Origin of the sequence: Paenibacillus koleovorans NBRC 103111, assembly GCF_004000845.1 — a bacterium.
Taxonomy (GTDB): domain Bacteria; phylum Bacillota; class Bacilli; order Paenibacillales; family NBRC-103111; genus Paenibacillus_AA; species Paenibacillus_AA koleovorans.
Genome location: NZ_BIMA01000034.1, coordinates 40793 through 63389, shown reverse-complemented (window position 1 = coordinate 63389; position 22597 = coordinate 40793). Strand labels below are relative to the sequence as shown.

The 22597-nt window shown below is 53.9% G+C and carries 17 protein-coding genes and 2 pseudogenes; 15 read left to right on the top strand and 4 right to left on the bottom strand.

The annotated features are described in order from the left end of the window. From PKO02S_RS13575 to PKO02S_RS33245, 5 genes and pseudogenes are all read left to right on the top strand, one after another. The coding region (locus PKO02S_RS13575; protein WP_218033928.1) for a hypothetical protein at positions 1-506 on the top strand (506 nt) is incomplete at its 5' end. Then, entirely contained in the window at positions 503-826 is a 324-nt protein-coding gene (locus PKO02S_RS13570) for a hypothetical protein (protein ID WP_127583624.1), read from the top strand. The genes PKO02S_RS13575 and PKO02S_RS13570, both read left to right, overlap by 4 nt. 955 nt (positions 827-1781) lie before the next feature. Further along, a complete protein-coding gene (locus tag PKO02S_RS13565; protein ID WP_127583622.1) occupies positions 1782-2267 on the top strand; it encodes an RrF2 family transcriptional regulator in 486 nt (161 codons plus the stop codon). A 60-nt stretch (positions 2268-2327) separates the two neighbouring features. Beyond that, a pseudogene (locus PKO02S_RS13560) lies at positions 2328-3250 on the top strand (NAD(P)/FAD-dependent oxidoreductase). Further along, positions 3247-3568: pseudogene (locus PKO02S_RS33245) on the top strand (MFS transporter); the annotation flags it as partial. The pseudogenes PKO02S_RS13560 and PKO02S_RS33245, both read left to right, overlap by 4 nt. 174 nt (positions 3569-3742) lie before the next feature. On the opposite strand, the gene PKO02S_RS13555 reads toward PKO02S_RS33245, so the two are convergent. Further along, on the bottom strand, positions 3743-4183 hold the full coding sequence (locus PKO02S_RS13555) for a MerR family transcriptional regulator (RefSeq protein ID WP_127583620.1): 441 nt from the start codon (positions 4181-4183) through the stop codon (positions 3743-3745). 167 nt (positions 4184-4350) lie between these two features. Here PKO02S_RS13555 and PKO02S_RS13550 point away from each other — a divergent pair, with 167 nt between their 5' ends. From PKO02S_RS13550 to PKO02S_RS13515, 8 genes are all read left to right on the top strand, one after another. Next, positions 4351-5202: an aldo/keto reductase gene (locus PKO02S_RS13550; protein WP_127583618.1), complete on the top strand. Its 852-nt coding sequence runs from the start codon at positions 4351-4353 to the stop codon at positions 5200-5202. Between the two features lie 451 nt (positions 5203-5653). Then, positions 5654-7696, top strand: coding sequence for a beta-galactosidase (locus PKO02S_RS13545; RefSeq protein WP_127583616.1), 2043 nt, complete (start codon positions 5654-5656; stop codon positions 7694-7696). Positions 7697-7781: 85 nt separating this feature from the next. After that, entirely contained in the window at positions 7782-8750 is a 969-nt protein-coding gene (locus tag PKO02S_RS13540) for an ABC transporter permease (protein WP_164821443.1), read from the top strand. Between the two features lie 17 nt (positions 8751-8767). Further along, positions 8768-9646, top strand: coding sequence for a carbohydrate ABC transporter permease (locus tag PKO02S_RS13535; protein WP_127583614.1), 879 nt, complete (start codon positions 8768-8770; stop codon positions 9644-9646). A 38-nt stretch (positions 9647-9684) separates the two neighbouring features. Continuing rightward, entirely contained in the window at positions 9685-11223 is a 1539-nt protein-coding gene (locus PKO02S_RS13530) for an extracellular solute-binding protein (protein ID WP_127583612.1), read from the top strand. 90 nt (positions 11224-11313) lie between these two features. Next, positions 11314-13110: a cache domain-containing sensor histidine kinase gene (locus tag PKO02S_RS13525; protein ID WP_127583610.1), complete on the top strand. Its 1797-nt coding sequence runs from the start codon at positions 11314-11316 to the stop codon at positions 13108-13110. 4 nt (positions 13111-13114) lie between these two features. Then, on the top strand, positions 13115-14203 hold the full coding sequence (locus tag PKO02S_RS13520; RefSeq protein ID WP_127583608.1) for a response regulator transcription factor: 1089 nt from the start codon (positions 13115-13117) through the stop codon (positions 14201-14203). 46 nt (positions 14204-14249) lie between these two features. Further along, a complete protein-coding gene (locus PKO02S_RS13515; RefSeq protein WP_127583606.1) occupies positions 14250-15527 on the top strand; it encodes a hypothetical protein in 1278 nt (425 codons plus the stop codon). Positions 15528-15687: 160 nt separating this feature from the next. Here the strand turns inward: PKO02S_RS13515 and PKO02S_RS13510 are convergent, their stop codons facing one another. Continuing rightward, positions 15688-16995, bottom strand: coding sequence for a hypothetical protein (locus tag PKO02S_RS13510; protein ID WP_127583604.1), 1308 nt, complete (start codon positions 16993-16995; stop codon positions 15688-15690). An 87-nt stretch (positions 16996-17082) separates the two neighbouring features. Further along, positions 17083-18231, bottom strand: a complete 1149-nt coding sequence (locus PKO02S_RS13505; protein ID WP_127583602.1) for an acyltransferase — start codon at positions 18229-18231, stop codon at positions 17083-17085. A 294-nt stretch (positions 18232-18525) separates the two neighbouring features. Between PKO02S_RS13505 and PKO02S_RS13500 the strand changes: the two genes are divergently transcribed. Next, positions 18526-19818, top strand: coding sequence for a homocysteine synthase (locus tag PKO02S_RS13500; protein WP_127583600.1), 1293 nt, complete (start codon positions 18526-18528; stop codon positions 19816-19818). A gap of 56 nt (positions 19819-19874) precedes the next feature. Here PKO02S_RS13500 and pdxR read toward each other — a convergent pair whose 3' ends face one another. Next, positions 19875-21338 carry a MocR-like pyridoxine biosynthesis transcription factor PdxR gene (pdxR, locus tag PKO02S_RS13495; protein WP_164821442.1) on the bottom strand — a complete coding sequence of 488 codons (1464 nt, stop codon included), beginning with the start codon at positions 21336-21338 and terminating at the stop codon, positions 19875-19877. A gap of 141 nt (positions 21339-21479) precedes the next feature. On the opposite strand from pdxR, the gene purM reads away from it, so the two are divergent. After that, positions 21480-22520, top strand: a complete 1041-nt coding sequence (purM, locus tag PKO02S_RS13490) for a phosphoribosylformylglycinamidine cyclo-ligase (RefSeq protein ID WP_127583596.1) — start codon at positions 21480-21482, stop codon at positions 22518-22520. Positions 22521-22597: the final 77 nt, after the last annotated feature.

Genomic DNA, 22597 nt, shown 5'->3' with positions numbered 1-22597 from the left:
ATACAACCGGTTCAGATGGTAATTCTGTGAAGAATGTAAAATATTTCGGATTTCATCCAGGTACGCCTGGGCAATATCCCGAACAAATTGTAGACGGACTAATGGTGCCAGGTGTTGTAAAGAACGATTCTGAGCGAGATTGGAATGTTGCAAAAACCTACGTAATTACCAACGAACAAGCACTCCAAGCAGTAGCATTTGCAGAGGGATATTCTGAACAGTATAATGTTCTATCAAACAACTGCGTCGATTTTGCTGTGGGTGTATTCAGCCATGTCGGGCTTTCTGCGCCGACCAGTAAACATTATTGGACGTTAGCAGTACCACGTTGGAAACAGATAATGGCAGATTTCCTCGGTTATGGAGACGCATTAAGAATACCGAAGTATGGATATTCACCAGCAGATGCAGGAGCTGATATGAGGGCAATGCTAACACAAACAATTAGAGTTGATTCGAATGGTAAAGCATACGTTAATACTGTAGTAATGAAGTCTTCCGAATGAAAAGAATAAAAATAATGTATTGGACTATTGGTTTGATGGTTGCTGTCGTAGCTATTTTTCAATTTTCTAGTTTTATTAAAAAAAATGATATTTCAAATGTAAAAAAAGACGTGGTTATAAAAATTTCGCACGAGTGTTCTGCAGACTGTGTACTAAATAATGAGGATTTTTATTTTATGGTTGAGAAGGATCGAAAGAAACTTGCGTCATTCCTCGCGCAAAATGATTATCAAATAGAAAAAGGAGTGTATACTTTGTATCTTGGTATTTCTTATAAAGAAGCCAGGGATATTCTAAAGTACCACAAACTAAAGGACTGAGGTAAACTATCACCACACAAGAGGCGATCGTCATCCGTATCGGCCACGTAGTCCGAATGAGCCGAATTGGAGAGGCGATTTCCGATGGAGGTGGATGGAAGCGGCTCTGCAGAGGGTGAATTCGGACTACGAGCCTCTTCCGCCACGCAACCGTCACGGAGTCCGAAAAAGTCGGACTGCGTCAGTGGGGCGGGAAGAGGGATAGGGCTGCAATGTTCTCCCCGAAAATCCGTCTGATTTTCATCATCCGTGATGCCGCCTTGCGGCGTCGGTGTCTGGAGTCCGACTTGTTCGGACTGCATGGCGGGAGCAAGTCCGGATCGGTGCCGTAGTACGAATTTCCCCTCTTGCAGAGCTATTTCCGCGCACCCCCTCTCAAAAACGCCGCTCCAATTGGGCAAACTCGGACTAGGGAGCCGATCCGGTCCACGAGCGGCCTTGCAGACCGACTTGTTCGGACTGCATCCAGAGGGGTACTTGGCATTAGGCGCTCTGGGGCTGAATCTAACGTTACGCTCGGCTCCCCATTTCCCCATTCCCCACATTCCAGCATGACAATTCGGGTCCCGCCAGGACCCTCTCCAGCAGGGATTTGTCCACAGTTTACTCTCGGCAGGCAATCAAAGACCTGACCGCTCGGTGAACTTTCGATCAGGTTTTTCTTATGCTTGATTTTCTGAAAAAATGATTGTCATTGAGTTGCAGTCAGCCTTTGAATAGTCAGTGTTTTGATGCTAGCGGCACCAAATCGCTGTATACTGCTGATATCTGATTGTATTTTTTATTTCGAAAAGGTATGAAAAGCAAGAGAGTTCTTTGTTTCAATAATGCCCGGTGCTCGGTACTTTTAACTGTCCATCCGGATTAAGAAAGTCATTGCAATTCAAAATTGAATCCATTATTCTGGATATAGAAGATCCATTATAAAGATGTTTCGTGAAGGGAGGAGGGAAGCATGCAGTTCTCCAAAAGTACAGATTATGCCTTACATGCATTGATTCATCTGGGTCATTCGGAGCGTTCCAATAATGTAGGGATCAAGGAGCTTTCTTTATCACTGGGTGTTTCTGAAAGCTATTTATCCAAAATCATGTCCAAGCTGAGACAGGATGGAATCGTACGTGCTGTGCCAGGGGTGAAAGGCGGTTACGAGCTTGCAAGGGCGGCGGATCAAATTACGTTCCTGGATGTAATTCAAGTGATTGAAGGAAGACAGCAGCTGTTCGAATGTTCGAATACGAGCTCGCGGCAGCATCAATTATTAGCGGAGGAGGGGGCTGCGCAGCGGGATCAGAAACGCCCGAGAGAAAAAGTATGTTTAGTTGAAAAAGTCATGGACGGCGCGGAACAGCAGCTACACCAATATTTACGGGAACACACAATCCAAACGATACTGGATGAAGCTTTCAAACATTGTACTCGTGAGGCAAACAAGAAGTGATATGCTTCTTGCGTTTTAATTATGGATAATGTAGATCGATTATGGGGGTGTTTTAGGTTGATGGAAAAGAAAAATCAACTTTCAGATGTGGCCATTATTGGTGGCGGACCGGCTGGATTGAACGGGCCCTGATGCTCGGAAGGGCAAGGAAAAAAGTGACGATCATCGATGAAGGTCGTCCACGCAACGCGGTAACCCGCGAGGTCCACGGATTCCTTACCCGCGACGGAATTACACCGCGTGAGCTTCGTCGAATTGCGAAGGAAGAGATTAGCGCCTATCCTTCCGTATCATTCGGAGCGGGCACCGCAGTAGCGGTTACGGGAACCGATGGTCAGTTTCAGATTGAGACTGCGCAAGGACAAATTTTTGCCGCCAAAAAAATTCTATTTGCTGTTGGCATGAAGGATGAGCCGCTCGACATCCCGGGACTGGAGGAGGTATATGGAAAAAGCGCCTTTGTCTGCCCATATTGCGACGGATGGGAGTTAAGGGAGCAGTCGCTTGTCGTCATTAACAAGGGGGCCGAGCTTATGCATTTCGCTCCGCTCATATCCGGATGGACGAATCGTTTTACCGTCTGCACGAATGGCCCCGATGAACTGACGGATGCCGAGCGCGAGGAGTTCCGGCGGAATCGAGTGTCTCTGTACGATTCGCCGATCCTTCACATTGATTCCAGCGACGGGATCGTGCAGCAAGTCGTTCTCGAAGACGGGACGATCGTCCCGTGCACGGGGATCTTTTTCAAACCGGAGTTGGTTACGGGATCGAAATTGCCGCGAACGATCGGATGTCAGATCACGGAATGGGGGACTGTCGTCGTTGATGATTTCGGAAAAACGAATGTTCCGGGTATCTATAGCGCTGGGGATGCGGCATCGCGAACACATCAGGCCGTGGCTGCTGCCTCGATGGGGGCGTTTGTCGCTGCGGTCATCAATAATGAGCTAAATACAAAAGCTTGGAGGAAAAATTTATGATCGATTTAAATAACTTAAAGCGCGGTCCAATTATGGTCGCACTGATCGTCGGCATGTTTATTGCCGCTTTGAATGAAACGCTAATGGGCAATGCCTTCCCTGCACTAATGAATTCATTCGGCGCTACTGCAACGACAGTTTAATGGCTCACGACCGCCTATTTGCTTGTCGTTGGCGTGGTTGTTCCGGTGACAGGGGGTATTGCAGCAATGGTTCACGACCCGGCAAATGTTTCTGTCAGCCATGGGTCTGTTCTTCGTAGGCACGCTCATCTCAGCGGTATCGCCGGTATTCGGCGTGCTGCTGGTAGGACGAGTCAACCATCGGCTTCGGCGGAATCGTATATAATATTTGATCTCGATGGTTTACGTATAGGTTCCGGCCAAAAATACACTGTTTCTGTTCAACGCAGAAACGGTGTATTTTGTGCAATTATTAGCATCGCAATTCAAAGTGTAATATACTTTCTGTCTTATCCCAACACTCTGCCTTTCACACAGAACGTGAATAGAATACCTCAGCATGCATATGCCGAACTTTGTCCCAGCTTCCAGGATTGGTTGTGTCTGGTGTGCGGTGCTCAAGTATGGCCTGATATAGGGCTGTTTTTTCTTCCAAATGGACAACGTGTCTTTTGGCTTCTTCAAGCTTAGCGAGCGCCGTTTCCTTGTGCTCCATCATGAGTACGCTTCGTTGTGGAATGGTTGACTCCCCTTCAAGGCAGAGGTCGACATACGTTTTAATAGCCTCAATCGACATCCCGGATTGCTTGAGGCATTTGACGCCATGCAGCCAATTAATCGATTCTTCGTCGAACATCCTAATGTTGTTTTGATTGCGCTGTACGCTGGGCACCAATCCTTTATCCGTATAAAAACGCACGGCGTGCTCGGTGAGTCCCGTTATCTGGGCGGCTTCTTTAACTGTATGCATGGGTATCCTCCCTAGAAAAGATATAAAAACTGCTTGCCTTCGTGTTACACGAGGATAGTAAGCTAATTATAGTGCAAATCGGCCGTAAACGAAATTCCTGACGCGGTACCCCATTCAGGAATTCGCAGCTATTTGCCGTTTATATTTGAACAATGGGAGGAATTACAATGCAAACTGTGACATTGAACAATGGTGTGAAAATGCCTATTATCGGCTTCGGTGTATATCAAATTCCCGATGCAGAAGAATGCGAGAACGCGGTATATGAAGCGCTGATGGCAGGTTACCGCCTTATCGATACCGCAGCCGGTTATCTGAACGAAGAAGCGGTCGGACGTGCCATTAAGCGCAGCTGCGTGCCGCGTGAGGAACTGTTCATCACGACCAAGCTTTGGATCCAGGATGCCGGCTACGAAAGTACCAAGCTGGCGTTCTCCAAATCCCTGAAGAAGCTGCAGCTCGACTATCTCGATCTGTACCTGATTCACCAGCCGTTCGGCGATTATTACGGCGCTTGGCGTGCGATGGAGGAGCTCTACCGCGAAGGAAGAATCAAGGCGATTGGTGTCAGCAATTTCCTGCCTGACCGTCTGATGGACCTCATCGTGCATAACGAAATCGTGCCCGCCGTCAACCAGGTCGAAACGCACCCGTTCTATCAGCAGATGGAGAGTGCCGCTTTTATGAAAGAACAGAGTGTGCAGCACCAGTCGTGGGCGCCGTTCGCTGAAGGGCGGGGCAACATGTTCGGAAACGAAGTACTCGGTTTGATCGGAGAAAAATACAACAAATCTGTCGCCCAAGTCGTGTTGCGCTGGCTTGTTCAGCGTGAAGTTGTTGTTATTCCAAAATCGGTGCGTAAAGAGAGGATCGTCGAAAACTTTGACATTTTCAATTTTGAGTTGAGCGCGGACGATATGAAACAAATTTCCGACCTCGATACGCGGGATTCTCTTTTCCTGTCGTACCATGATCCGAAGTTTGCCAAGATGTTGGGCACCTTGAAAGTTGATCTTTAGACTTGATCAAACCGTAGATGCTATTTACTTTCAGTGTGATATGCAATAGATTTTTCTGTATGATTTAGGCACGAAAATGAAACGGTTAGTAGAGGGCTTTGTTTAAAGAGGCCCTCCGACTAACCGTTTTATTTTGGAGAGGAGTGCGAGAACATGAAGTCCCCCGTCTCTCGACGAACGGCATGAAGCTTTTTACTACCGAATGTTAGCCGAACGTCGTTGTACCAACAACTACCATCGCGCCTCGTTGAGGTGCATTTTATTCCACTATTACTAAACTGATGTAACCTTGACTACAGCCCCAATGCGACTAACCATCGTGCTGTGGTTGTTTTTTTCGCCCCACAAACCCGTACGATCCCTATGCATATCGGAACATCCCCTCATTGTTCCAGCACTGCCCCGGCGCTACAATTTTACTTGAACTCACAGTCAAAGGAGCAAACATCTTATGTATTTCGGAGCTTGCTATTATCCGGAGCAATGGCCGGAGGAACGTTGGGAAACTGACGCCCGTCTCATGCAGCAGGCGCGTTTTAACGCCGTTCGGATGGCCGAGTTTGCTTGGACGAGGCTTGAGCCTTCAGAAGGCCAATATGACTTGTCCTGGCTCGACCGGGCAATCGACCTCATGGACCGATACGGGATCCGAACGATACTGGGAACGCCGACCGCCGGCCCGCCGAAATGGCTGATGGACCTTCATCCGGACATCTATCAGCAGGACATCTACGGCCGCCGCAAAGGCTTCGGTGCCAGAAGGCATTACTGCTTCAACAACTCGACGTTCCACACGTATACAAAGCGAATCGTTACGCAAATGGCCGAACGTTACGGTTCCGACTCGCGCGTCATCGGCTGGCAAATCGACAACGAGTTCGGCATGATCGATACGGCCCGCTGCTATTGCGACAGCTGCCTCAACGCGTTCAAAGCCTGGTTGCAGCAAAAATACGGCACGATCGATGCGGTGAACGAGGCGTGGGGGACGATTTTCTCCAGTCAGACGTTCCGCAGCTGGGACGAGGTCCATCTCCCTGCCTACGCGGTGCACCAGCATCACAATCCCGGGCTCGCCCTCGATTTCCGCCGGTTCTCCTCCGACTCGGTATGCGCTTATCAGAAGCTTCAGATCGATATCATTCGCGCCAACGCGATCAAGAGCCAGCCCATAACTCATAACGAGATGGGCAAATACAATCATATCGACTTCTACGAACTGTCCAAGGAGCTCGATCTGAGCTCGTTGGACATTTATCCGAACATGAAGTCGGAGCCGAAGGACCGTCCCTCCTACGCGGCGGAGCAGCACGACATGACTCGCGGCTTCAAGGGCGGCCGGAATTATTGGGTGCTGGAGCATCAGAGCGGCGCTCCGGGCGCGCTTACCATGGCGCCAACCCCGGTGCCGGGCGAAATTCGCCGCTGGACGTATCAATCCGTCGCCCGCGGCGCGGATGCGATCGTCTATTTCCGCTGGCGGACGTTGCCGTACTCCATCGAGGAGCTGTGGCACGGCATCCTCCAGCACCATGGCGACCCGGGCCGCAAATACGAGGAAGTGAAGCGCATTGGGCAAGAGCTGGAGAAGCTGGCGCCGCTGCTAACGGGCACGACGGTGAAGCCCAAGGTCGCGCTCATCCGCAGCTATGATAACGATTGGGCGTTCGAGCTCCAGCCGCATATGCAGGGCTACGAGTATATCAAACATATCGAGGCATACTATGCCTACTTCTACGAAAGAGGCATTCCGGTCGACATCCTGTCGCCGGAAGCCGATTTCACCAAGTACTCCCTCCTGATCACACCGAACTTGATGATGGCCAAAGAAAGCACCGTAACCGCGCTGCACCGCTATGTAGCGAACGGCGGCTGCTGGGTGGCGGATTTCAGGACCGGCGCCAAGGAATGGAACAATCAGATGACGCAGAAGCGGCTGCCTGGGCCTTACCGCGAGCTGCTAGGGATCGACGTAGAGGATTACGGGGTCATCGAAGCTCATGAGGAGATCGGCATTCATGACCTTTCAACCGGCGCCACCTACCGATCCTCTCAATGGTACGAATCTATCGAATTGCTCCCGCTCGGGTCGCCTGCACAACCGATGGCCGTCTATACAAGCGGCTACTACAAGGATACCCCTGCCGTTACCCGTAGAGCCTTTCAAAAAGGCCATGCGTTCTACATCGGCACGGTGCTTGAGAAACAAGGCTTGTACGCGATCCTGGACCAAATTGTCGACGAGGCAGGCGTAACCTCGCTTATTCCGAACCTGCCGGCAGGCGTCGAGGCGGTTGCCCGAGTGGATGCCGATGGAGGCGGACGAGAGGTTCTTTTCTTGATCAATCATACGGCAGTTGAAGCTGTAGTCTCTCTAAGCGATTCCTGGTCGGATGCTTTATCGGATCAACAATTGAAAGGTCCTCTCGTCCTCAACCCACAGGATGTGAAGGTGCTGCATCAACCCAAGACGATTCCTATGCTTTTCGGTTGATCCCCTATTGTTCCGTATATACGATCCATTTATGATAAAAGCAGGTAGAATAAACGATTGCATCCAAGAGAAGGAGGCGGATTCCATGAGCCAAGCTCCGGCAAAAGCAGAAGCAGCAGCCTGGCAAGCAAAACCAAAGCCGACGGCTCAGACCCAAACATTCCGCTACTTAAGACGCTTTTGGCCCCTGTATGTCATGCTAGTGCCGGGGGTGCTGTACTTTCTCGTATTCAAATATGTTCCACTTCTGGGCAGCGTCATCGCTTTCCAGGACTACAACATATACGGCGGCTTTTTCAACAGCGAATGGGTAGGGTTCAAATGGTTTCAACAATTTTTCGCATATGTGAACTTCCGCCGGCTGCTGTGGAACACGCTTGCGATCAGCTTCTATCAGTTGATCTTTGCCTTCCCGGCTCCGATTATTCTGGCCATTCTGCTCAATGAAATCCGCAGCATGGTATTGCGCCGCACGATCCAGACGATCGTCTACTTGCCGCATTTTTTATCGTGGATCATCATCGCGGGCTTCGGCTATATGCTCCTGTCGCCGCAGATCGGGCTGATCAACACGATGATCAAAGCGTTCGGGTTCGAACCGATTTTTTTCCTGCAGGAGCCTGGTTGGTTTCGCTTCATCGTCGTAGGGTCCGGGATATGGAAAGAAATGGGTTGGAGCGCCATCGTCTTCTTGGCCGCCATCTCCGGGATAAGCCCGACGCTGTACGAGGCGGCGCGCATCGATGGCGCAGGCCGCTGGAAGCAGATGCTGCACATCACGCTGCCGGGCATGCTGCCGGCGATCATGCTGCTGCTGCTGCTGAAGATCGGGCATATTCTCGATCTCGGCTTCGAGCAAATATACGTGTTTCTCAATCCGATCACATTCGAAGTAGGCGATGTCATCGATACGTATGCCTTCCGCGAAGGAATTATCCGAGGCGAATATAGCAAAACGACGGCCATCGGGCTGTTCAAATCGGTAGTCGGGTTCGCTTTGCTCATCATTGCCAACCGAATCAGCCGCAAAACGACCGGAGAGCGGATATTCTGACCCAGGAGGTACACACGATGCGCTATCGTCGCACATTCGGAGAACGAGCTTTTGACACGCTGAACTACACCGTCCTGCTGCTTGGCTGCGCGGCTGTGGCGATCCCCTTCCTCTACATCATCTCGAGCTCGCTTAGCGCGCCGGAGCCTCTCATCCGTGGAGAAGTTACTTTCTGGCCGATAGGTTTCAACCTTAACAACTATGAGATCGTGATGAAAAACAACGTTTTCTGGCGATCGTTCGGCATCACGGTATTCGTAGTGGTTGTCGGCACCGCGCTCAATATGCTCATGACCGTCATCACGGCATACCCTTTATCCAAAGGCGGGCTGAAAGGGAAAAATTTCGTCCTGATGCTGATCGTCTTCACGATGATTTTCCAAGCTCCGATGATTCCGGTCTATATAGTCGTGAAAAGCCTGCATCTGCTGAACACGGTATGGGCGCTTATCATTCCCGGCGCGCTCGCCGCCTTCAATATGCTGATCTGCCTCACCTTTTTCCGATCGCTGCCCGAGGAGCTGTTCGAAGCGGCACGAGTGGACGGCATGAACGAGTTCTCCATCCTGTGGCGTATCGCGATTCCGTTGTCGAAGCCGATCATGCTGACTTTGATTCTCTTCTATGCCGTCGGCCATTGGAACAATTATTTCTCCGCGCTGCTGTTCGTCAACGACTTCAAGCTAAGGCCTCTGCAGCTCTATCTATACAATCTGATCGCGCAGTTCAATATGAACGAGGAATTGGCGGCCGCGATCGAATCGAGCGTCTCGCTGTCCCCGCAAGGCTTGCAGATGGCGACGATCATCGTAGCCACGGTGCCGATTTTACTGGTTTACCCTTTCATTCAGAAGCATTTCATCAAAGGCGCTCTTATCGGATCGATCAAAGAGTAACGTCCTTTGATATAATCAAAATAGGGAGGCAGATTCAGATGAAGAAGAAGGTCAAGCAGGCAGCTGTATTAATGACCTCATTGTCCCTGTTAGTCGCAGGCTGTGGGAGTGGGGAAAAAGGGGGAGCGTCTAGCTCTCCGAACGCAAGTTCAAGTCCGGGTGCCAGCACCGCCGCATCGGCGACGCCGGCAGCGCCGGCCAAGATCCGGATGTACGCTTCGGATCATTCGATGCCGCCGCTCGATCAGAACGATCCCAACATTTTGTTCTTGGAGCAGAAAACGAACACCGACCTGGACCTGGTTTCACTGCCGCATGCCCAGTACAACGATCAGCTCTCGCTCAAGTTCGCTTCCGGCGATTTCCCGGATGTGTACCAATCTTGGTCGGGTCCTGAGGCGGACCTGGTTGCCGCCGGCAAGGTGCTGGAGCTGAACGCCTTGATCGACAAGTTCGGCCCGAACTTGAAGAAAGTAATCCCGAAAAACGCTTGGGATGCGGTGTCCGTCAACGGTAAAATTTTAGCGATTCCGCAACCTTCGACTTACTCGAACTCCGTGCTCTACGTACGGAAGGACTGGCTGGATAAGCTCGGCCTTCAAGTGCCGAAGACATCCGACGAGCTGATGAACGTGCTGAAAGCGTTCCGCGACAAAGATCCGAACGGCAACGGCAAGAAGGATGAAATTCCGTTCTCGATGCGCGAGAAGTTCAGCTGGGGCGACAATATTTTCGGCATGTGGGGTGTCAACAACTCCTGGACGGAGTCTTTCTACAATAACGAAGTCATCATTCAGAACATTCATCCGAATATGAAGCCGGCGCTTTCGTTTATCAAGTCGATGGTGGACGAGAAAGTAATGGATTCCGAATTCCTGACCAACTCCAGAACCGTCTGGGAGCAGAAGATCAAGTCCGGCCTGGTCGGCATGTGGTCGCATACCCAGCAGCTCGCTTGGCAATGGCAGGTGGACCTGGACAAGACGATTCCGAATGAAAAGCCGGATGTGGTCGCGATCCCGACTCCGCGCGGCGCCGGTTATGACGGTCCGCTCGGTACTCGCTGGAGCCCGATCGCCAAAACGTTCATCATCATGAAGAGCGCGAAAAATCCGGAAGCGATCATTAAGTTCTTCGATTGGCTCGTCACCGAGGAAGGGCAGCTGTTCTCGGATCTCGGGCAGGAGGGCAACGCCTATAAGAAGGAGAACGGCAAGATCGTGATCGATACCGCCAAGATGGAGAAGCAGGCGTCGTTTACGAACATTTTCAAAATTCACGATCTCAATGAAGCGGTGGAAGAAGCGAAGCTGAGCAATCCGGCCGCATACGCGAAGGTGAAGGCGGCGCGGGATATCGGCTTGAAGGAAGGCTTCGTCAACGAGTCGGTCGGCATGCCGTCCGTCAAGAACAACTACGACATCGCCAATCAGTTCCTGGAGGCGGGCAGCAAGATCGTGCTCGGCCGCGAGCCGCTGACTCACTTCGACGATTTCGTCAAAACATGGCGCAAGCAAGGCGGAGACGAGATGGTCAAGGAACGGACCGACTGGTACAATAAAAACAGGAAAAAATAACGGTGGACTTGGAAAGCATAACCCAGACCGGCTTCGTCCGGGCGGCGGTTGTGCTTTTTAACCTCGGAATGTCGGGAAAGTTGGTTGCCGATGCTCAAAATCATCAAAGCGTCCTTGAAGTGGAAGTTGATCAGCTTGCTCATCTTGATCATTGTGACGATGGTGTCGATGATCGGATTTTTCAGTTACTACGATACTTCCCGAACGATTCGCCAAGATGTCGCACATTTCAGCGAGCAGGTACTGCGCCAGGCCAACCTAAACTTGGACCGGCAGTACGTGGAATATGAGCGTGGGCTTCTCATTCTCGGCACGAGCAATGAATTCAAGAAATGGTTCCAGATCGACCCGGCCGATCGGTTTGAGCTGGTGAATGGGTTTCACTCTTTGGAGCGCAACTATTTGCGATTTTTTCTGGTGCGCCAGCCTGAAATTTTGTCGATCTCCATGATCTCGGACAAGGGCGGCGATTTCAATTATGCGCTCACCTCGGGACTGTACAAGGATTACACGATGGGAGACGAGCCGTGGCTGAGCGAGGTAGGCTTGCTGGAGAAGGTGTACCACCGGGTCGAGGTCAGTACGGCTTATGTGGATTACAACAACAATCCGAAGAAGGAGCTTCTCTTGACCATGGCCGGACGGTTCGGTAATCCCGATGCGAGAGGTTATCTGAAGATGGACATCTCGCTCGAGCCGGCGCAGTCGATCCTGGATCAGATGAAGCTGGGAGAAGAGGGGATCGGACTCATTGCCAAGCCGGACGGAACGATCCTGATCCATCAGGATGCGGAGAAGGTCGGCAGTACGCTGGAGCCCGACATTACGGAGCGATTAGCCGCCGAGAGAGGTACCTTTTACCGCAAAGAAACGAAGCAGCTTATCGTGTTCGATACGATTCCGTATACCGGCTGGAAGACGGTCGCCATCCTGTCCGACAAAGATATAACGAAGAGCATTGATAGGGTTCGGAACTTCACAATCGGCAGCGCTTCCGTCGGGATGGTCATCGGCATTGCTTTTGTCACCTTTGTTGCCGCTTCCATTTCGCGCCGGTTGTCGAAGCTCCGATCCCACATGAAGAAGGCGCAGTTCGGCAACTTCCGGAACCGGATTCATATCGAGGGTACGGACGAGGTGGCCGATCTCAGCCATTCGTTCAACCGCATGCTGACGGAGCTCGATTCGTCGGTCCAGCAGCTGACGGAGACGAAGCTGATGCAGCAGCGAGCGGCTTTCTCGGCGATGCAATCGCAGATCAAATCCCATTTTCTGTACAACGCGCTGGAGTCCATCAACTCGATGGCACATCTGGCCGGTCATGACCGGATTGAGCGCACGGCGATCTCCCTGTCTCGGATGCTGCGCTACACTTCGAACTATCGGGATACGCACGTCAAGCTGGAAGAAGAGATCACCCATGTGACGCATTACATGAATATCAGCCAAATCCGTTTCGGCGGGGACGTCACATTCCATATCGACCTGCAGGAGGAGTGCCGGGACGCGCTTTGTCTCAAGGTAATCCTGCAGCCCATTGCCGAGAATGCGATCAAACACGGGATTGAGACGACCGGAGAGCCGACGCGGCTCGAAGTGACGGTGCGGAAGGAAGCGGACATGGTGTCCGTCGTGTTCGAAGACAACGGTCAAGGCTATGATCCCGAGCGGCTGGAGGCGTTCCGTGCGAAGCTTCTCGAGGTGGCGAAGGTGCAAGAGGACTACGTGTCGCTGACCAATATCGGGCTGCTGAATGTGCATTACCGTCTGCAAGCCTTCTACCAGATGAGCGACGTAGGCGTCGAGATCGGCAATGACAGCCGTTTAGGCGGAGTGCGAGTGACTGTGCGCTTTCCCTACAGAGTGAACAATCCAAAGGAGTGGTAGCCGCATGTATCGCGTACTTGTTGTGGATGACGAGCCGTTGATCCGGGAAAGCCTTTCCAGCAAAATCGAACAGGTGGGCGAGGAAACGGTCGTCTCCGGCACCGCGGCCAACGGCGCGAAGGCATTGGAATGGCTGGACGGCCACTATGCGGATATATGCGTGACTGATGTGAAAATGCCGATTATGGACGGGCTGGAGCTGATCGGAAAAGTGAGGGAGCGCTACCCTTGGATGATCTCGGTTGTCGTCTCGAGCTACGATGAGTTCGATTATGCCAAAACGAGTATGCAGCTCGGCGCCGTCGACTACATCATCAAGCCGGTGGACCAGCAGCACTTGGACGAAGCGTTCGCCCGCGCCACCCATGAGGTGTCCTCGCGCCGAAAGGCGGACGCCGCCCTGCTGTTGATGCGTTCGCTGCCCCATCACCAGGACATGCTGAAGCGCTGGCTGCTGCAGTTCCAGACCGTTCAGCTAGAAACATTGCCGCTGCTCGTGGTTGATACGCTCGATATGTTGGAGAGCTTGGCAGGGGACCGCTTCTACTTGCTCAATCCGATGTCGATGGCGTGGCTGGAGCTGATCGTGGAGGAGCTCAAGAAGGAGAAGGTCCGCATCGAGCTGCATGAGGGCAAGGACTTGGGGCTGTGGGAGAAGACGATTCCGCATGAAAAAGTGCGCAGCTACTTCCGGCTGTGCGCGGTGCGCCGGTTGGAGGAAGGGGCGAACCGGATTTTCGCAGTGTGCCAGGCGTTGAAGGATCAACCGGCTCGCCGGGCGGTCGAGGAAGTGAAGGCGTTCGTGAACGAGCATTACGCGGATAAGCTGAACCTGCAAGACATTGCGGATCGGGTCGCTTTCAGCCGCAACCATTTCGCGCATATGTTCAAGCAGGAGACCGGAACGACGATCTGGCACTATTTGATCCAGATCCGGATGGGTAAGGCGAGGGAGCTGCTGCTCGGTACGGGGATGAAGGTGTACGAGATTGCGAGTGCGGTCGGCTATGACAACAGCGTGCACTTCTCGCAGGTGTTCAAGGAGCATTTCGGACTGTCGCCGGCGGAGTTCAAGAAGCGGATGGAGCGGTAGTTGGGGTGAGAAGCATTGGGCAGGCAGATGAGGCGGGAGAGAGAGGATGTTGGAGATGCAAAATAAATACACGGTTGAGCAAGTGGGCGGAAATTGGTGTTTCGTTGGGCCGGATGGCAAGCCGTTCTATTCGGTAGGCGTCAACGCGGTGCACAATCAGGTGCTGGATCAGACCCATTGGCTGAAGACGGATTGGGTGGAGAAGTTTGGGGGCGGCCGGGACTGGTTCGCTCGCTGGGCGGGGGAGAAGCTGGGGCAAGTTCGGCAGTATGGCTTCAATACGCTGGGAGCGTGGCATGAGCCGTACTATTGGGGCAACGGGACGCCGAAGACGGTGGAGATCCGCATGTCGCGGCATGCTCCGAAGGTAAACACGGACTGGGGGACGGGGTTCCCGGATGTGTTCGATAAGAAGTTTCGCGCTTCGGTGGAGCGGGCTTGCATCGACTGCTTTCAGAGCGGCAGGGGGGAGGCGCTGCTGCACGACCCGGGCGTCATCGGCTACTATACGGACAACGAGATCCACTGGTGGGGGCATGGCGGCCAATGGGGCAACAACGATCCGGGTAACGGCGTAAGCGACACAAGTTTGGTCGACGATTATTTGGAGCTGGCGGCGGGGCGGCCGGGGAAAATGGCTTGGATCGAGCTGCTGCAGGAGCGCCATGGCGGGTCGATCGAGCGGTTGAACGAAGCTTGGGGCGCCGAGTACACGGCCTGGGAGGATTTGGCGTATATCGCCGTGTACCGGGCGGATCATCGCGAGGTGCTGGAAGCGGACAAAACGGCTTTCCTGCGACGCATCGCGGAGGTGTATTACAAGACGACATCGGAAGCGCTGAAGCGCTACGATCCGGGCCGGCTCAATCTGGGGGACCGGATGGTGGGGACGAGCACGCCGGAAGTGGTGCTGGACGTGATGAAGGATTACGCGGATGTCATCACGCTGAATTTCTATAGCTTCAACCTGCCGGTAAGGTGGCTGGAGTATACTCACAGTCGAACGGGGCTGCCGATTATGATCACGGAGTTCAGCTTTTGCGCGGGGGCGGAGGCGGGTTTCCTGATCAACACGAACGGCGCGCGCAACGTCATTGTCCGGTCGCAGGCTCGCCGGGGCGAGACGTACCGGGAGTTCGTCAGCGCGGCGGCCGAGCTGCCGTTTATCGTGGGCACGCACTGGTTCGCGCTGTACGACTATGGCAATCCGCAAGGGTTGATCGGCAACTACGGGCTGCTCGATCTGGCGGATGAGCCGTACGCCGAGTTTTGTGAGTCCGTTCGGCAAACGAACGAGGCTGTGCTCAGGCGGAGGCGGGGGTAGCGCGGCCGGCGAAATAACGATTTGAGAAATTTGGAGAAATCGCTCTTTCGCGGGAAGTGAGCTTTCGCCAGACATAAAGATATGCCTTTGCCCAGCCGGTCGAGCTGACTTCGCGCTCCATAGAGGGCATTTTGATCTTAGTTTTGGCTAACCTTCCCTACTAGCTGCCAGTCTGAAGGCGAGCGACGATCGTGTCCGCTGCCGCTTCGAACAGCTGCTCGATGCCGCGCTCCCATCGCGAAGGGTAGCCCCATGTTCGCCAGGCGTCTACCTCGTAGCCGCCTTCGTCGTACATGGAGCGGCGCGGGATGTAGCCGATCTGCGCGTGGCAGTAGGCGAGTGTGAGCAGGCGCAGCTTCGGATGGCGGGCTTTGAGCCGCAGGCCGTACGCGGCGACGACCTCGCCCGGCTGGCCGAGCAGGATCGCGTCGCCGATCCGCAGGCCGTGCAGGCGCGCCTCGACCCTCGAAGGCCACTCAGGCTCGCCCGGGAAGCGCTGCAGCTGGAACCGCGCCCAGCGGGCGTCGCCCGGATGGTCCCCGGCCGCACGCTCTTCGAGCTCCCGGCGATCCGGGAACCGCTCGAAGCCGGGATAGCAGCTGAGCGTGAAGCTGGCGAGTGCGTCGCTCTCGATCGGCTCCATCCGATGGCCGAGCACGAGCAGCACCTTCCAGGCCAAGTACCGGCCGGCTGCCTCTACGTCCTCCCATTGGTCGGGCAACTGGTACCGCTCCTTCTCGCTGTTGTGCACCCCGACCACGGCATCCGCCGCGCAGCCTTGCAGGAACACCGTCTTCACGCCGGCATCCGGCAGGCGCGAAGCGACAACCCGCCGCGCTACGCCGGGAAACTCCGCCGAGACGAAAAGTCCGTTCGTCATCGTCGGATGGCAGGCGTAGCTGAACAGCACGAGCTTGCGGCTCCCGTCCTCGCGGTGCGCCGCCAGCACAGGCAAATCATGGTCCGCCGTCCCGTAAGGGTTGGCGGCGAACTGATTCGCGCCGTCCACGATGAGCCGGCGCGACACGGCAAGCTCGCAGGTGCCGCTGCCATAGGTCAGCGACACCGGCTCCAGGTCGCCTCGCGCTTCCTCGCTCGTCTCCATCACCGCCTCCAGCAGCGCATCCCAATACGCTGCCGGATAACCCGCGTGCTCGAACCCCGGCGTCGGCTCGCGGTACAGCGGGGCGCAGTGCGTATGCGTCCAGTGCACGAGCACTTGCCCGGACCCGAGCCCCCAGCGCTCGCCCATCCGTTGCTCCAGCCTATCCGTCCACTCGCGCGTCACCCCAACCTGATCCAGGACGACTAGCACATGCTCGCAGGAAGAATCGGTTTGCAGCCATATTACCTGGGCAAGCAAATCATCCCGCACGCCCTGCGCAGGCTCCGTCCGATTGGAAAACCCGCCTAACCATATACCAGCCTCAGGCGAAACCGCCCGTTCGGCAAATCCGAGTCTCAGCATGTCGCGCTCCTCTATATCGAGTAATTGGTTTAAGTCGTTATAATACAACTATTCGACCAGGACAGAGGAAACTCCTTTTTTCCGGACTCAGCTTTCATGGACTTTTCCTGCCCCTTTACCCTCACCGGCACCTCTGCCCATTCCCAGCAGTCTACCCCCGAGCTTCCTCCAACTTATCGCTTCATACAGAACAACGACAAACCAGCTGCCGAACAACGGCCACACAAATCCGATCAGTGTATAGAACGCATAAGCTATCGTCGATTCCTGGGGCGCGACCGAGAGGCGGTAGACGGACAGGAACAGGGGGTGCACCAGATAAATGCCGAACGAAGCGGCTCCGAGCGAGGTGTACCAAGCTAACTGGCGCGGCTGCCTAGTGGCGCTCCATCGTCCGAGACCAAGCATAGTTACACTGAGCGACATGACGTAGACCACGAGCAGCGCTTCGAACCATCCCCTTCCTAACGTATAGCCGAAATAACGGGAGGCCATGAAGAGGCTGACAAAACTAAAACCAGACAGAACGGTCGCCGACACTAGCCACCCGATTCGACGGTTCGTCCACCGGCTCACCCGCTCATACTCCAATCCGATCGCCGCGCCGAGCAAGAAGTACGCCAAGTACGAAATCGCAAGAGTAGGTGCCTTAGGGATATCGACGAACCAACTGGACAGAACGAAAAAACCGGCCTGCAGCACCAGTCCGATGGGGAGCAGGAGGCGGCGGATCAATGGCACTTTTTGGACTAATATTAGAAGAAAGGGGAAGAGCAAGTAGAACTGCAGAATGATGATCAAATAATAGAGGTGGTAGCTAGCTTCGCCCCATAGGAGCAGTCGGGGAAAAGCGGCCCAGTCAAACGTGAACGAGTGCGTGTTGATCAGATGAAAAAACGTAAAATACACCATGCTCCATATCAGGTAGGGCAGCACGATGCGGATCAAGCGCTTTCGGTAGAAGGTGATCGTTTGCCCGAGCTCCCAGTTGCGTCCGTATTTATGGAACAGCACCAGTCCGCTGACGAAGATGAACAGGGGCACGGCGAAGTAGCTCAGCTTGTTGATCGCGACAAAAAAGAGCTGGCCCGGACTGCCTTCCGCGAGCCCTATGCCAGAGACTTGTCCGCCTCCCGTAAAAGCCGTTGCATCGGCAGTGGCGTGGATCAGCACGACGGCCAAGATGCCCAGCGAGCGAATGATATCGATTTCAACCAATTTGTCACGGCTGCTCATGAGGTCGGAGACGCTCCTTTTTTGTGCGGGAGGAATGGTTGTTAGGTTTGTTCGTTTAGTATAGCATCCGGCAGGGACTTTGCGAAGGTTGGAAACGGAATGGGGATTGAGAAAGGGAGCTCTGTGTGGAGCTGCCCCAAATTGCAAAACTGAGGGTGCAAGAGCACACTTTCGGCTCCGGAAAGGTACTCTTTTTTGCTGGCCACAAACTTGTGAAGGATTTGAGCAATAAATCTAGAATATTTTTACGTTGGAACTAATCCAAACCATATCTAAGAGGAGGCTTCCCATCCAATGACTGAGCCACGCAAGCTAGCCCTTGAAACCCTGGCGGTTCATGCCGGTCAGGAGATTGACCCGACCACCATGTCCCGAGCCGTTCCGATCTACCAAACGACTTCCTACGGATTCCGCGATTCCGAGCATGCGGCCAATCTGTTTGCGCTGAAAGAATTTGGCAATATTTACACCCGGATCATGAATCCGACTCAAGATGTGTTCGAGAAGCGCGTCGCGGCGCTGGAGGGTGGGATTGCCGCTCTTGCCACTTCGTCCGGGCAGTCGGCGATTACGTTTTCCATTCTGAATATCGCTGGAGCGGGCGACGAGATCGTTTCGGCTTCCAGCTTGTACGGCGGGACCTATAACTTGTTCGCGCATACGCTCCGCAAAATCGGCATCACCGTCAAGTTTGTCGACCCGAGCAATCCGGATAACTTCCGTGAAGCTATTACGGAGCGGACCAAGGCGTTGTTCGTGGAAAGCATCGGCAATCCGAAATGCGATGTGATCGACATTGAAGCGGTATCGGCGGTAGCGCATGAGAACGGCATTCCGCTGATCGTGGACAATACGTTGGCCAGTCCTTATTTGCTTCGTCCGATCGAGCACGGTGCGGATATCGTCGTCCATTCCGCCACCAAGTTCATCGGCGGTCACGGCACTTCGATCGGCGGCGTCATCGTGGACGGCGGCAAGTTCGATTGGAAAGCAAGCGGCAGGTTCCCTGAGCTCAACGAGCCTGATCCGAGCTATCACGGCGTTGTGTACACCGCAGCCGTTGGGCCGCTGGCTTACATCATCAAAGCCCGCGTGCAGTTGCTCCGCGACATTGGGGCTGCGATTGCGCCATTTAACTCTTTCCTGCTGCTGCAGGGACTCGAAACGTTGCACCTTCGTATGGAGCGCCATAGCTCGAACGCTTTGCAGGTCGCCCAGTGGTTGGAGCAGCATGACGCTGTAAGCTCGGTCAATTATCCGGGTCTCGAGAGCCACTTCGCTTATCAGCAGGCTCGGAAGTATTTGCCGAAAGGCCAAGGCGCGATCCTGACGTTCGAAATTAAAGGCGGTGTCGACGCCGGGCGCAAAGTGATCGACAGCGTGAAGCTGTTCTCGCATCTGGCGAACGTCGGCGACTCGAAGTCGCTGATCATTCACCCGGCCAGCACCACGCACAGCCAGCTCGTGGGCGACGAATTGCTGTCGACCGGCGTGACGCCGGGGATGATCCGGTTGTCCGTCGGGACGGAGTCGATCGACGACATCCTGCACGATCTCGAGCAGGCGTTGGCGGCCAGCCAGCAGTAATGCGCGTGCGCCTCATCTCTTCTCGATGGGGCGCTTTTTTTGGTGGCGGATACGTATCACATCCCCCATACTTCCGCCAGCTTGCGGATCCCCTCCTCAATTTGAGCACCGGACAACCCGCCGTACCCAATCACAAACTCCACCTCCCCCTGTGGCTCGCAAAATGTAGCCGAAGTCGCCGCAGGGGCGTGATGAAAGTCCGTCACTGCGCGAATCCCGACTCCTGCCAACCTCCCTCGTTTCACCAATTCTTCCGTAGGCAACCCCAACGATTGCACAGACAGGCGCGCATGCAGCCCCGATCCGGCACCGGACACATTTGCCTTGCCCTTCATATAGCAGGCGACCGCGTCCAACAATCTTTTCCGATTGAGAGAGTAGACGCTTCTCATTTTGCGAATATGCCGGTCTAGCAACCCTTCCGCCATAAATCGAGCCATCGTCACCTGGATTACCCGGGAGGCGGTGCCGTCATAATCCCTAAACTCCTCCTCGTACCGAGCCAGTAGCTCTGGAGGCAGAACGAGGTAGCTTAAACGCAGTGCGGGGGCCAACGCTTTGGAGAACGTCCCCATGTAAATGACACGCCCATGTCGATCCATCCCTTGAAGGGCAGGTAGAGGTTGACCATCATAAATAAACTCACTGTCATAGTCGTCTTCAATAATCCAGGCACCCGAATCCGAAGCCCATTGGAGCAGTCGCGCTCTTTTCGAAGCCGGTAAGATGCTCCCATAAGGGAACTGGTGGGAGGGAGTCACATATACCCCGCACAGTGCGTACAGGGTGTTCAGCCTTTCCAGCGCTTCGCAGCTAATGCCGTCTTCATCTAGCGGAACCGGTACAAGACCGTGCTGTAGCTGTTGCTCGAGAATACGGTGCAGCCCAGGATGCATAGCCGCCTCTGCACCAAGCGGTCGCCGATCGGAGCGAAGCAGCAAACCAATCATCAGCGCCGACTGCTGCGTTCCTGAAGTCACAATGATCTGTTGCGAATCGCACACTACACCTCTATGCTGCCTGACATAGGCTTGGATGCAGCGACGAAGCTGCAGCTCCCCTTTGCGATCCCCGTACTCGAAGAGCTCCGGACCTGCTTCACGCAGTGTGTGCTGGGTAAGCTTTTTCCAAAGGGCAATCGGAAAAGAGCCGGACCGAATGCGGTCATATGCGAAATCGACCACTACCTCGTGCTCGCCAGACCTTCCGCTATCCGTGATAGGAGTAGCCTTAGTACCCTCCTCAGACTGTGGTGACAACCCAGAAGGAAGCTGCGGAATGGATGCAACCCAATAACCGCTCTTCGGTTTGTTCACAATGTACCCCTCTGCAACCAAATGAGCGTAGGCTTCCTCAACCGGATTCCGGCTAACCCCCAAGTGGAGCGCCAGAGCTCGTATGGAGGGCAATTTGGCTCCGATCGGCATCGTCCCTAGCAGAATATGCTCTCTATAAAAATGGTAGATTTTCAAATAGTGAGGCTGTGCCGGTAACTCTCCCACCTGCGGCGGCATGAGCATAATGAATGTCTCCATCCTTTTCATCAATCATCTGTCATCTATTTTACTTAAAAACTGTACATTTGAAAATGACACATAACTCCTATAATTGTCGCTAGGACCATCTGTTAAGGTCTAACTCCAGTTAAGGGGATGAGCCGAATGAACGGAAAAGGACATACTTACAAAGCTGCAGGGGTAGATGTCCGCAATGCGGAAAGAACGAAGGATCAGATGGGGGTGCTGATGGAGACCAAGGATACCAGAGTGCTGAATCGGCCAGGCGCATTTGCTTCCTTGTTTCTGCCGCGTTTTGAAGGAGTGGAGAATCCCGTGCTGGTCTTGAAAGCTGAGGAGCCCGGCTCGAAGCAATGGCTTGCCTTGGAGCATCGACGCATTCCAACCATCTGCCAAGACCTGATTCATCATCTCATCAACGACATTGTCGTTATGGGAGCGAAGCCGGAGGTTGTGTTGGATACGATCTTGTGCGGTCAAATGGAAAAGGAGACGGTCGTGAGCATCGTCAAACATCTGGCCATGGCATGCCAGGAGCAAAACTGCAGTCTCATTGGAGGCGAAACCTCGGAGCAGCCCGGTCTGCTCGAGAAAGGGCGGTACATGCTCAATGCTAGCATCCTTGGTGTCGTAGATCGGGATCGAATCGTCGACGGCAGCCGAATCCGACCGGGAGATCGAATACTTGCCCTTGCTTCTAACGGGCTGCATACGAACGGGTACTCGCTGGTTCGCAAGCTGATGGCCGAGCGGCCTGAGATCATGAAGGAAACGATAGATGGACTTAGCTTCTTGGACGCCATCCTGCTGCCGCATACTTGTTATTACAAGCCGCTTCTACTGATTCAGGGAAAACCTTACTTGCACGGAATGGCCCATATCACAGGCGGCGGCATCGAGGGTAATCTGAAGCGAATACTCCCTGAGGGAACTAGTGCGAGCATCGACTTAAGTCATATTCGCGTCCATCCCCTTTTCCCTGTGATCCGACACTATGGGCAAGTACCTGAGGAAGACATGCTGCAAACCTTTAATATGGGAGTAGGTCTAGTCGTGGTAGTCGATCGAGAGCATGAGGCAGATGTTCTGGAGCAATTGGCGGCCGAGGGCTGCCCGACCTACACAATTGGAGAAATAGTCGAGGGCGCTCGGAACATCACCTTCCACAACTACCTGACCTGGTAACCGCAAACACCAGCTGGCGGTCGTCATTCTCTATCTTGAATCTACGTATACTACGTCCAATCTTGATTCTAATCGAC